Origin of the sequence: Methylocaldum sp. GT1TLB (genome assembly GCF_051027445.1) — a bacterium.
Taxonomy (GTDB): Bacteria; Pseudomonadota; Gammaproteobacteria; order Methylococcales; family Methylococcaceae; genus Methylocaldum.
This window is the reverse complement of the sequence record NZ_CP194898.1, coordinates 2,095,528-2,106,485: the sequence shown is the minus strand read 5'-3', so window position 1 is coordinate 2,106,485 and position 10,958 is coordinate 2,095,528. Positions and strand designations below refer to the sequence as shown.

13 protein-coding genes are annotated in these 10,958 nt (G+C 56.5%); 8 read left to right on the top strand and 5 right to left on the bottom strand.

Annotated elements, in window-relative coordinates:
* Nucleotides 1-3 precede the first annotated feature (3 nt).
* The 7 genes from ACR2R1_RS09010 (at nt 4) to ACR2R1_RS08980 (ending at nt 6,064) form a co-directional block, all read left to right on the top strand.
* Nucleotides 4-669, top strand: a complete 666-nt coding sequence (locus ACR2R1_RS09010; protein WP_077728809.1) for an NADH:ubiquinone reductase (Na(+)-transporting) subunit D — start codon at nt 4-6, stop codon at nt 667-669.
* Complete coding sequence (gene nqrE, locus ACR2R1_RS09005; protein ID WP_077728810.1) at nt 669-1,277, top strand: NADH:ubiquinone reductase (Na(+)-transporting) subunit E; 609 nt, start codon at nt 669-671, stop codon at nt 1,275-1,277. The genes ACR2R1_RS09010 and nqrE overlap by 1 nt, the downstream gene beginning before the upstream one ends.
* 18 nt (nt 1,278-1,295) lie before the next feature.
* Nucleotides 1,296-2,516 carry an NADH:ubiquinone reductase (Na(+)-transporting) subunit F gene (nqrF, locus tag ACR2R1_RS09000; RefSeq protein ID WP_077728811.1) on the top strand — a complete coding sequence of 407 codons (1,221 nt, stop codon included), beginning with the start codon at nt 1,296-1,298 and terminating at the stop codon, nt 2,514-2,516.
* A 178-nt stretch (nt 2,517-2,694) separates the two neighbouring features.
* On the top strand, nt 2,695-2,877 hold the full coding sequence (locus ACR2R1_RS08995; RefSeq protein ID WP_077728812.1) for a DUF539 domain-containing protein: 183 nt from the start codon (nt 2,695-2,697) through the stop codon (nt 2,875-2,877).
* A 153-nt stretch (nt 2,878-3,030) separates the two neighbouring features.
* Nucleotides 3,031-4,470, top strand: a complete 1,440-nt coding sequence (sbcB, locus tag ACR2R1_RS08990) for an exodeoxyribonuclease I (protein ID WP_077728813.1) — start codon at nt 3,031-3,033, stop codon at nt 4,468-4,470.
* Nucleotides 4,471-4,527: 57 nt separating this feature from the next.
* Nucleotides 4,528-5,061, top strand: a complete 534-nt coding sequence (locus ACR2R1_RS08985; protein WP_077728814.1) for an SRPBCC family protein — start codon at nt 4,528-4,530, stop codon at nt 5,059-5,061.
* 4 nt (nt 5,062-5,065) lie between these two features.
* A complete protein-coding gene (locus ACR2R1_RS08980; protein WP_077728815.1) occupies nt 5,066-6,064 on the top strand; it encodes a cytochrome D1 domain-containing protein in 999 nt (332 codons plus the stop codon).
* 62 nt (nt 6,065-6,126) lie between these two features.
* Here ACR2R1_RS08980 and ACR2R1_RS08975 read toward each other — a convergent pair whose 3' ends face one another.
* Nucleotides 6,127-6,546, bottom strand: a complete 420-nt coding sequence (locus ACR2R1_RS08975; protein ID WP_077728816.1) for an MAPEG family protein — start codon at nt 6,544-6,546, stop codon at nt 6,127-6,129.
* A gap of 141 nt (nt 6,547-6,687) precedes the next feature.
* On the opposite strand from ACR2R1_RS08975, the gene ACR2R1_RS08970 reads away from it, so the two are divergent.
* Nucleotides 6,688-7,914, top strand: coding sequence for a tectonin domain-containing protein (locus tag ACR2R1_RS08970; RefSeq protein ID WP_077728817.1), 1,227 nt, complete (start codon nt 6,688-6,690; stop codon nt 7,912-7,914).
* A gap of 229 nt (nt 7,915-8,143) precedes the next feature.
* Here the strand turns inward: ACR2R1_RS08970 and ACR2R1_RS08965 are convergent, their stop codons facing one another.
* From ACR2R1_RS08965 to ACR2R1_RS08950, 4 genes are all read right to left on the bottom strand, one after another.
* Nucleotides 8,144-8,752, bottom strand: a complete 609-nt coding sequence (locus ACR2R1_RS08965) for a methyltransferase domain-containing protein (RefSeq protein WP_156880370.1) — start codon at nt 8,750-8,752, stop codon at nt 8,144-8,146.
* Complete coding sequence (locus ACR2R1_RS08960; RefSeq protein ID WP_156880372.1) at nt 8,749-9,219, bottom strand: GNAT family N-acetyltransferase; 471 nt, start codon at nt 9,217-9,219, stop codon at nt 8,749-8,751. Before ACR2R1_RS08960 ends, ACR2R1_RS08965 begins: the two co-directional genes overlap by 4 nt.
* 228 nt (nt 9,220-9,447) lie before the next feature.
* Entirely contained in the window at nt 9,448-9,870 is a 423-nt protein-coding gene (locus ACR2R1_RS08955) for a hypothetical protein (RefSeq protein WP_156880374.1), read from the bottom strand.
* A 221-nt stretch (nt 9,871-10,091) separates the two neighbouring features.
* Nucleotides 10,092-10,757, bottom strand: a complete 666-nt coding sequence (locus tag ACR2R1_RS08950) for an alpha/beta hydrolase (RefSeq protein WP_077728820.1) — start codon at nt 10,755-10,757, stop codon at nt 10,092-10,094.
* Nucleotides 10,758-10,958 lie beyond the last annotated feature (201 nt).

Genomic DNA, 10,958 nt, shown 5'->3' with positions numbered 1-10,958 from the left:
CCGATGAACCTTAATGAAGAACACAAGAAAGTTCTTGTCGAACCGTTAGTCGATAACAACCCCATCACTCTGCAGGTGTTAGGGATCTGTTCCGCTCTGGCGGTGACTTCGCAGCTATCGACCGCGCTGATCATGAGCCTCGCGTTGACTTCGGTCACCGCCTGCTCGAGCGCCGGTATCGCATTCATCCGCAATCACGTTCCGAGCAGCATTCGTATCATCGCTCAAATGGTGATTATTGCCTCGCTGGTGATCGTGGTGGATCAGATTCTCAAAGCGTTCGCTTACGAAATCAGCAAGCAATTGTCGGTGTTCGTAGGTCTGATCATCACCAACTGCATCGTCATGGGGCGCGCGGAAGCCTATGCGATGAAGAATCCGCCGTGGGAAAGTTTTCTCGACGGCATAGGCAATGGCCTCGGCTACAGCCTGATTCTGATCACCGTCGCCATCGTTCGCGAACTGTTCGGTTCCGGCAAACTGCTCGGCATCGACGTGCTGCCTCTTTTGAAGGACGGCGGCTGGTATGTCCCGAACGGCTTGCTGCTGCTCCCGCCGAGCGCTTTCTTCCTGATCGGATTGCTGATCTGGGCGGTGCGTACCTGGAAGCCGCAACAAGTCGAGAAGGCTGACTTCGCCATCATGCCGGCTCACGGGGAGGCACACTGATGGAAGCCTATATCAATCTATTTATTAAGTCGGTCTTTATCGAGAACATGGCTCTGGCCTTCTTCTTGGGAATGTGCACGTTCATTGCCGTCTCGAAGAAGATCGAAACCGCAGTCGGCCTCGGCATCGCCGTTGTCATCGTGCAGACGCTCACGGTTCCTGCCAACAACCTGATCTATACCTATCTGTTGAAAGAAGGCGCACTGTCCTGGGCGGGTTTGGAAAACGTCGACCTGAGCTTCATCGCTTTGATGGCGTGTATCGGCGTGATCGCGGCGATCGTGCAGATCCTGGAAATGGTGCTGGATCGCTTTTTCCCTGCACTTTATAACGCTCTCGGCATCTTCCTGCCGCTCATCACCGTGAACTGCGCCATCCTCGCCGGCAGCCTGTTCATGATCGAGCGCGATTACAACTTCAACGAAAGCGTGGTTTACGGCGTCGGCAGCGGCTTCGGCTGGGCTCTTGCGATCACCGCCATGGCGGGCGTTCGCGAGAAGCTGAAATACAGCGACGTGCCGCCGGGACTTCGCGGCCTGGGCATCACGTTCATCACGGCAGGCCTGATGGCGCTGGGCTTCATGGCGTTTTCGGGCATTCAACTGTAAGGGGCAGGGCATAAGACAATGTTGGAAATCATCCTAGGCGTATTGTTTTTCACCCTGATCGTCATTGCCCTGGTCTTCGTGATTCTCGGCGCGAAATCGAAGCTGGTCGCATCCGGCAACGTCGATATCCTGATCAACGACGAAAAGACCATCCACGTTCCCATCGGCGCCAAGCTGTTGACCGCGCTTGCGGACAACAATCTGTTCGTATCCTCGGCTTGCGGCGGCGGCGGTACCTGCGCCCAGTGCCGGGTAAAAGTGCACGAAGGCGGCGGCGACATTCTGCCCACCGAACTTTCGCACATCACCAAGCGAGAGGCGGCGGATGGGGATCGTCTGGCCTGCCAGGTCACCGTCAAGCAGAACATGAAGATCCATGTTCATGACGAAGTCTTCGGCGTGAAGAAATGGGTGACCACGGTTCGCTCGAACCATAACGTCGCGACCTTTATCAAGGAGTTGGTGCTGGAACTGCCCAAGGGCGAGCATGTCAATTTCCGCGCCGGCGGCTACATCCAGATCGAGTGCCCGCCTTATCATGCGAAGTTCTCGGATTTTGATGTCGAAGAACGCTTCCGTGACGATTGGGACAAGTACAATCTGTGGCAGTACGAATCCGTCGTCAAGGAGCCGGCCATTCGCGCTTACTCCATGGCGAACTATCCGGAAGAGAGCGATATCATCATGCTCAACGTCCGTATCGCCACGCCGCCGCCGGGAGCCAATGGCATTCCGCCGGGGGTCATGTCGTCCTATATCTTCAATCTGAAGCCGGGCGACAAGGTGACGATTTCCGGGCCGTTCGGCGAGTTCTTTGCCCGCGACACCGACAACGAGATGGTCTTCATCGGCGGTGGCGCCGGTATGGCGCCGATGCGCTCGCACATCTTCGACCAGCTTCGCAGGTTGAAGAGCAAGCGGAAGATGACCTTCTGGTACGGCGCTCGTAGCTTGCGGGAAATGTTCTACGTGGACGATTTCAACAAGCTGCAGGAAGAAAATCCGAACTTCAAGTGGTTCATCGGTCTTTCCGAACCGAAACCGGAGGACAATTGGACCGGCTACGTCGGCTTCATTCATAACGTTCTGTACGAGAACTATCTGAAGGACCACCCGGCGCCGGAGGATTGTGAATACTACCTTTGCGGTCCGCCGATGATGAACACCGCCGTGATCAAAATGCTGGAAGACATCGGCGTGGAAAGGGAAAACATCATGCTGGACGATTTCGGCGGCTAGTCCGCCCGGTTCGTCCGGCCGAGAAAGCGGGAGGGGTTTTCGGGCGCCTCCCGCTTTTCTTTTTTGGAAAACGTAGTAAAGTCGAGACCATTTTTCGGGGCATGTCCTTTTCGGCACCGGCGCAACCGGCCATAAGGGTGCCTCAAGATCATCCGTATTGGATTAGTCGAGGCGAACGATGACACTGTTTCTGATTACTTTTGCGGTGATAGCCGCCGTTATCTTCTTTATGGCGATAGGCGTCATGTTCGGGCGAGGCGCCATCAAAGGCACCTGTGGAGGCGTAAACAACGGCGAATGCGTTTGCGTTCAGAAATGCGAGAAGCGGCGAAAGCTCGAAGCTATGGCCGAAAACTCCTGATCAACAGGCGCTTTAATTCCCACAGTCGCCAGCGGATAGGCGCTAATACATTAACGATTTTTTCCCGCAAACAACCCATGTGCCGGATGAAGACAGTACCGTGGCGGTTTACGTTCCTCGCTTGGACACGTAAACCCTAGGTACTTCCGGCACATGTCCGCCTGCTCTTCCTTATATTGGTACGATTACGAAACCTTCGGGACCGATCCCAGGCGCGACCGTCCTGCGCAGTTCGGAGGCATTCGAACCGATCTGGAACTCAATCCGATCGGCGAACCCGTAACGCTGTTCTGCAAGCCCGCGCGTGATGTATTGCCGGTACCCGAAGCTTGTCTGATTACCGGCATAACGCCTCAGTTGGCTGCGGAGCGGGGCGTCACGGAAGCGGAATTTATCGCCAGGATTCATGATCAGTTCTTGGTGCCGGGAACCTGCGTAGCCGGCTATAACAATATTCGGTTCGACGACGAAGTCACCCGAAACTGTCTTTACCGCAACCTGTTCGATCCGTATGAACGGGAATGGCGCAACGGCAATTCCCGATGGGACATCATCGACATGCTGCGACTGACTCGGGCGCTCCGGCCCGAGGGCATCGAATGGCCCACGGACGATTCCGGCAGGCCGAGCCTACGATTGGACGCGCTGACGGTCGCTAACGGAATACAACACGAGAATGCGCACGACGCCTTGGCCGACGTCTGGGCGACCATCGCCATAGCGCGTTTGGTTCGCGAGCGCCAGCCCAAGCTTTTCAATTTCGTTTTTTCTAATCGCGGGAAGAGAGAGGCCTTCGAATTGCTGCGGTTCGGCGCAATGCAGCCGGTCTTGCACGTTTCGGAAAAATTCGCCGCAGAGCGGCACTGTATTGCCGTCGTGGTTGCGCTCGTCAAGCATCCGCGAAATCCGAACGGGATAGTTGTTTACGATCTTTCCGTCGATCCCACGCCACTCGTCACCCTGAGTGCTGAAGAGCTTCGGGAACGCCTGTTCACTCCGGTTGCGAAACTGCCGCCCGGCGTCGAGCGTGTTCCGCTGAAAACGGTCCACGTGAACAAATGCCCCGTTATCGCGCCGTTATCGGCTCTGCGTCCCGGAGATGCGGAACGGCTGCAAATCGACCTTTCTCGCTGTAACCGCCACCTCGATTTACTCAAGCGGGAATGGACCTTGGCGAAGAAGATCCAGGAAGTGATGGAATTCAACGGTGTCGAGATGGTTATGGATGATCCCGATCTCATGCTGTATGACGGATTCATCGGCGATGCCGATCGCGCGACTCTAAAATGGCTACGCGGTTTGTCTCCGGATGAATTAAGCCGCGCGCAACCAACATTTAAGGATGCACGTCTGCCGGAGCTGGTTTTCCGCTATCGTGCTCGAAACTTTTCCGAGACTTTGTCGGCGGAAGAAGCCGCCCGCTGGGAAGCGTATCGCATCCGGCGCTTGACGGTTCAGGGATGTGGCGGAAGTATAGTTCTGAGCGAATATCAAGCAAGAATCGATGCGCTGGAAACATCTCCCGGCTTATCCGCCAAGGATCTGGAAATCCTCGCGAGTCTGCGGCGTTACGCTCAGGAAATTATCTCCTAACCCATAAGCAATTTGCCTTATACTTTCGGCTTTGTTCGTTCACACCAGGAGAAAATAATGAAAAAGCTCTTGTCATTAGTCGCCGTCCTGTCGTTGCTGTGGGCGGGGTTTGCGAATGCCCACGGTCCGAGCCGTCAGAAGGTTACCGAAACAGTCGACATCAACGCCACGCCGGACGCGGTTTGGGCCCTTGTCGGCGACTGGGCGAATCCGCAGAAATGGTTGCCGCCGGTTGAAAGCACCACGGCGCAAGGCGGTACCGAGAAAGGCGCGACGCGGGAACTCAAGCTGAAAAGCGGCGGCGTGATCAAGGAAGAACTCAAGAGCTACGATGCCTCCAAAATGACCATGCAATACAAGATCACCGAAGTCGATCCCAAGGATCTGCCGGTAGCCAATTATTCGTCGAATATCAAAGTCGAACCGAACCCGGCCGGTGGTTCCAAGGTGGAATGGAACGGCGCCTTTTATCGCAGCTTCATGAATAACAATCCTCCGCCGGAGCAGAGCGATGAAGCCGCCCTCAAAGCGGTTACCGAACTATACAAGGAAGGATTGGCGAATCTGAAAGCCGTTGCCGAGAAGAAATAACGACATGTTTGGCGTTTACGATTCGGTAAATCGGGCGAAAGCGGTGGCGTACGCCACCGCTCTCCTGTTTTCCTCGGTCGGTGACGTTTCCGCCGAACCCTATGCTTATGTCACTAACCAAAAGGACAACAGCGTATCCGTGATCGATACGGCGAGCGGAACCGTCGTCAAGGCTGTCAAAGTCGGGTCGGAGCCGGCCGGCGTCGCCGTCAGCCGAAACGGCGCCAGGATTTGCGTCACCAACCCCGGCAGTAAAGACGTTACGGTTCTGGATGGACGCACCCAAAACGTGATCGCCACCTTGCCCATGGGCGAGGGACCGTTGGGCATTGCGGTCGATCCGGCCGGGACGAGGGCCTATGTGGCGGATTGGTACGGACACTATCTTTCCGTGGTCGATCTCGATAGCTCGAAAGTACTGAAGCGAATTCCGGTTGGGCATTCTCCTTCCGGTGTCGCTGTGAGTCCGGACGGAGCGAAAATTTACGTGTCGAACCGGGACGACGACACGGTTTCGCTCATCGATGCCGCCGAGCTGGAAGTCAAGAAAACGGTCACCGTCGGCAAGCACCCCTTCGGCGTCACACTGGACTCAAGAGCCAGCCGTCTGTACGTCGCCAACGTGGAAAGCAACGACGTCTCCGTGGTCGATGCGGAGAGCATGGCGCTACTGAAAACCATTCCGGTCGGCGACAGACCCTATGCGGTGGCTTTGGGCGCCGGCGGTAGTCGTCTGTTCGTGACGAACCAATACGACAACACCGTATCGGTCATCGCGGCCGACCGGGGCGAAGTCATCGCCACGATCAAGGTGGGCGAATACCCCGAAGGCATAGCCGCCCATCCCGACGGCAAGCATATCTATGTCGCCAATTGGTTCAGCAACTCCGTTTCCGTGATCAATGCGGACACCTTGCAACTGGAAAAAACCATTCCCACCGGTGACGGCAGTCGGGCCTTCGGCGAGTTTGTGGCACAGGCGGTTGAGGCGAATCCGCACTAGTTTCAGTGTCGTGTTTGACGCATGGACGCTCTGCCGTTTTCCGATTGGGACTTCGTTCCTTTTCACACCAGAACACCGAGCCGTATCCATATTACGAGCAGAACGGCATTGCTCAGGATGAATAAAAAGAAGCGGACGGGAACTTTGTTGAACGTCAGGTGCACCATGCTGTGCCCGATCCTTAATGCTACGTAGCTCCACGCGAGAGCAATGAAAACAGCGTCTGTACGCGCTGTTACCATAATTGCGAGGGCGGCGACATAGAACAAGGGTGGAAACTCTGAGAGATTTCTCAGATTGTTCCCGGTCTTCAATACCTCTTCCGGAGGTTCGGGGCCGCAGAAGAGTTCGAAGTATTCGTTTGTAAGCTCTCCCTTCAAAACCGCCCGGACTCTGACCTGTACATTCCTGAGCATGATCAGAAACGTCCAGCAGAACAGTGCTAGCATCGGATAAACAAGATCGTACGTCTGAACCGTCATCGATCAACTCCCGTAAATAGAGCCTCTTATGAACTTTTTTCGGGAGGCCGGTCATAGGGAAGTATGATCGAACCCAAACCCCGTCCTTACCACTAGAGCCCCGTCACGATAAACACGGGAACTGCACAGCGAGGCACGGATATGCCAGCACCTTCAAAGCGGACAATCAAGCTTGTCAGTGTCTTGGCCGTTTTAGTGCTGACCGTGCTCGTCGGCACCGTAAGAGCAGTTGACGAACGGGTTTGGTATCCGAGGTCCGTGATCGACACCACCCAGTCAGGGCAAGTTTCTTTTCCTCAGCTGCGCGACGTCGCCAAGCAACTGGATACAGGTGCAACAGATGTCTGGCTCATCGCCAAGGACGGAACCCTCTGGCGGCATGGCGGCGGCCCCTGGCCCCCCCGAATCGCCGGTCAAGTCGCAAGCCCCGGCGGACTTGCACGCGTGGATGTGGCGTACGACGGCACGGTATGGTGCATCACTTCTAGCGGCTTTTTGTGGCATCGGCGCAATGATGAAACGTGGAAGCAGGTACCGCAGAACTTGGCCGGGCCATTGGTGGACGTCACGGTGTTTAATGGAACCGTATGGGTCGCGCGCGCCGATGGGTCTGTCTGGATGACGAGGAACGGTATCGATTTCGAGGACCGAAGTGCCTTGATCGGCTTTAAGCGACTCGCCGGCAACAACCGTAGTCAAATGTGGGGTATAGCGAACTACGGTGCTCTTTGGTGGCGCGGCAACGTGGGGACGCCCGATGAAGCCTGGTTTCCTGCCGAGGGAATCGGCAGCGAAATGCAATGGGAAGATGTCTCGGTCAGCCATGATGGCACAGCCTGGCTCGTCGCTGCCGATGGGACTGTCTGGTTTACAACCGATGGAATCGGTTATCAAAAGATCCCAGGGGAAGGGTTTAGCAGCATCTCCGCTGGAAGGTATCTTGATCATTGGGCCGTAAAGGCCGACGGCACGTTATGGGCTTGGCAACCCTCCGAAGCGCCTCCTCCCGCGGCCCCACCTCCACCGCCACCGCCGCAGTCACCATCTCCGCCGCCGCCGTCCCAACCGGAGCCCAACCTCGGCGTCTCGACCACCGGAGCCGGCCTGGAAACGGCCTTCCACGTAACGGGCTCGGGCTTCCTCCCCAATACACAGACGACTATCCGCGGGGTGCGCATCGGCCAAGACGAAATCTCCGAGTATTATTGGACGACGACGGCCAATGCCGATGGGGAAATTGCCGCTGATCTCCCTATCCCTTGTCTTTCCGGCATCATAATCAATTTTTCGGCAAACGATGGCCGGCCGGATCCGAACGATCTCACTAATCGTTTTTGGAGTAACACAGTCCCTGCTTCCTGCCCCTGATGAGTATGAGTCAGGCTCGAAAAAGTGGGCGCCATCGATCGGGTAAATCCTTTAAATCAATCATTAATTTGCCGCCCTAACGGGCTTAGAATCCCCCAAGGTTTGAACAGCTTAGGGTCTGTGGTTCGTCGATGATCGAAAAGCTGAATTTTCGAGTCGAGGGTTTTTCGACGCGTTTGTATGGGCGTCTACTCCCGGGCAAACCGGAAACGGCAGCCGTATCGAGACGTTAAGCGATGTGTGCGACGATAGCGTAGCGGCCCTTGTCCCGGCCGGAGGTTGGTTCGTTCATGAACTCGGCGACGAGTGGCCTAAAACCCAGTTCGCCGAGCATAGACATTACCTTCTCCGGAGGAAATGAGTCGTAGAAGAACGTCTCGCCGAACATTGTATCCGTGAATGCCGGGTGCTGGTGCTTCGACCCTCCCACGGTCAACATCAGTCGGCCTTTCGGGCTAAGCATTTTGGCAATGCGGGCCAGGATAGCCGGGTGATGCTCGCGCGGAATATGGAAGAGGGCGTCCCAACAGACAACGCCGGCGAAACGATCGTCGGTGTCGAATCCCTCAATCGTCGATTCGATCCAAGTCCCTGACGGCATGCGCGTTCTGGCGCGCTCGAGTAGCTCGACTGCCTGATCGATACCGGTGACCTTATGCCCCTGGTTCAAGATGTACTCGGCCATCGGGCGTCCAGTGCCGCAGCCCAGGTCCAAAATAGGGGACCGCGCGGCCATATCGCGGAGAAAAGTGTCCAGGTACGCCTTCTCGCGGCCATAAAAGGCACTGCGCGCTCGGTCCCATGATTCGGCGATGGCGTTGTAGGCGTCGCGATTCATGGTTTGGACTTCAGCCAATCGCATTGTTGCGAGCGCCGCAAGGGGATCATCGTCGATTTGGTAAAGCCGAACCGCTCGTAGAATCTTTGAGCGCCAAGATTGCCGGCGTCCGTTAGGAGCGTGATTCGTGCACATCCTCGTTCGCGGGAAATCTGCAACGCATACTCAAGCAGCTTGCTGCCAACCCCGTCGCCTCTCTTGATGGGATCAACGACCATGTCCTCCAAGATCGCCGCCCGAGCTCCGAGCGCCGTTGAGACGGTATAGAGGAGACTCACCATCCCAATGATCTTGCCGTCCGCTTCTGCAAGCATGATCTCTCCAACCTGAGGGTTTGAGATGATCGTTCTTAAACCGGCCTCCTGCAGCGCGACGTTGGGCGTGAATTCTTCTTCTTGCGCGAACAGGATCTCAAGGAGACGAGACAGCTGAGAGATGTCCTCGTCTGTTGCGATTCTCAGATTCAATGCCGCCTCTCCTGTGAATGCCTGACGAAGCTGTGGAAAAGTCTCATTTTCACGCCAAATAGGTCCGCTATCGACTGATTTTTCATGCCGTGGTTTTTTCGAGTTTAAGGGATTTCTACACCCTCAACATCCAAGTTCAGCCGGCGCGAAGGCGCGTATCATGATCGATCGGCGTCTCTGGTGTGAGCCGCCAGCAGGTTCCGCTATCACGCTTGAAGGCTCGCTCGACTAATCCAGATCGGCGAACTGGCTGCGCGCCTGACTGATTAGCTTCTCCGCAGGGGATAGTACATCCTTCTTCGGACTATGGACGATGGCATCAAAGTTCTGCGCCAAGGCGGCTGCGATCATCAGCACGCACACGTCCTCACGGGGATCGCCTTCCGAGCGCAAGGTGATTAGGGTGTCGCGCTGGCCGGCCTGCGCCTGCAGGTTGGGGAATCGGGCCAGATAAGGCTCCAAAGCATCGAAACGGATATTGACTCCACTGTCTTCGCCGTTGATGGTACAGGGCAAATAGCCAGAGCTTTCGAACGGAGCGTAGGACTCATCGACGGAGAGCTGGAACTTGAGCCCCTTGATGGCCTCCTGAAGCGCTTCGCGCGTGGGCACGTCGGAGCGGTTAAGGATTACGGATTGCGATTGCGACACGTTGAATCTCCTGGCTTTTTGATTAATCAAAAGTGAATGCCCGTGCTACGTCGCGCCAGTACACAAGCAGTGAGGTGGCCCATGTGCTTACCGGTTCTCGGCTGTCATGGATTCGGGGCTCCTTAGGCTTACCAGCTGCATTGTTAGCAGGCCGAGTCGCATGGAGTCTGAGGCGCGAGATCCTTTGAGCTACCATCCCAAGAGCAGATCGATATATGCGCCTAGTCAGCGCTAGGCTTGACCAAGGCTCGGTGAAGGTAATCGGCAATGGTGCTCACCCCGTCATCGTCGAGGCCGTGATAACTTCCGGGTTTAGCCAACCTTTGTATAGGGATTCCCCACTTGGCCAATTGGTGCTGGGCCTGATCCAAGCCCACCGCGCCGGCGCCGGCCTCCACATCCGCCTCAACCAATAACACCGGCGGACCGGATCGAATCATATTGCGCTCGATAGGGACTTCATCGATGCCGCCGGCGACAGCGACGATCGCGCCCGGCGGCTTGGCCCGCGTCAGGCCGGCGCGAAGCGCGAGAGCCGCGCCTTGGGCAAAACCGACCAACGCGAGCTGGCTGTCTTCCAGCCGCCGTTTGGCGAGGACAGCATCGAGAAACACCTGAAGACGTTCAGCGGCTTCGTCCAGCCCAGCGCCCGAGTGTTGAGCGTTGTCGGTCGGGCAAGTCCACTGGCGCCGATTGCTTTCCCCATCGCTAAGCCAGGGTGCGTTGGGCGCCAGGAATTCCGCTTTGTTCAAGGTGGGAGCCCAATCAAGCGCCAGTTCGATGATCTCATCGCCATTCGATGCCGCACCATGCAGCAGGATCACGAGGTACTTGGGTTTTCCGCAGGAAAGCGGCGGTTGACTCGGCCCGTCCAGAATGATGTCCATGCTCAGGGACCTCCAAAGAGCAGGTATTGATGTTTTCCATTTTCGCCATTGCCCAGGCTGTTGGAAACAGGAAGGCGCGCCGGAAAACTTCGCGGGATTCACCGTGCAGAGGCTTGAACACCGCAATTTCAAGGCCTGCAGCCGTATCGAATCATTTTCGGAAACAATGAGTCGCCGGATAGGGAGCACTATCCAGCGCCT

Coding starts and splice junctions, on each gene's coding strand:
- ACR2R1_RS08980 (WP_077728815.1), top strand. CDS start 5,066: ATGTTTGGCGTTTACGATTCGGTAAATCGGGCGAAAGCGGTGGCGTAC.
- ACR2R1_RS08985 (WP_077728814.1), top strand. CDS start 4,528: ATGAAAAAGCTCTTGTCATTAGTCGCCGTCCTGTCGTTGCTGTGGGCG.
- ACR2R1_RS08965 (WP_156880370.1), bottom strand. CDS start 8,752: ATGAATCGCGACGCCTACAACGCCATCGCCGAATCATGGGACCGAGCG.
- ACR2R1_RS08950 (WP_077728820.1), bottom strand. CDS start 10,757: ATGGACATCATTCTGGACGGGCCGAGTCAACCGCCGCTTTCCTGCGGA.
- sbcB (WP_077728813.1), top strand. CDS start 3,031: ATGTCCGCCTGCTCTTCCTTATATTGGTACGATTACGAAACCTTCGGG.
- ACR2R1_RS09010 (WP_077728809.1), top strand. CDS start 4: ATGAACCTTAATGAAGAACACAAGAAAGTTCTTGTCGAACCGTTAGTC.
- ACR2R1_RS08970 (WP_077728817.1), top strand. CDS start 6,688: ATGCCAGCACCTTCAAAGCGGACAATCAAGCTTGTCAGTGTCTTGGCC.
- nqrE (WP_077728810.1), top strand. CDS start 669: ATGGAAGCCTATATCAATCTATTTATTAAGTCGGTCTTTATCGAGAAC.
- ACR2R1_RS08975 (WP_077728816.1), bottom strand. CDS start 6,546: ATGACGGTTCAGACGTACGATCTTGTTTATCCGATGCTAGCACTGTTC.
- nqrF (WP_077728811.1), top strand. CDS start 1,296: ATGTTGGAAATCATCCTAGGCGTATTGTTTTTCACCCTGATCGTCATT.
- ACR2R1_RS08995 (WP_077728812.1), top strand. CDS start 2,695: ATGACACTGTTTCTGATTACTTTTGCGGTGATAGCCGCCGTTATCTTC.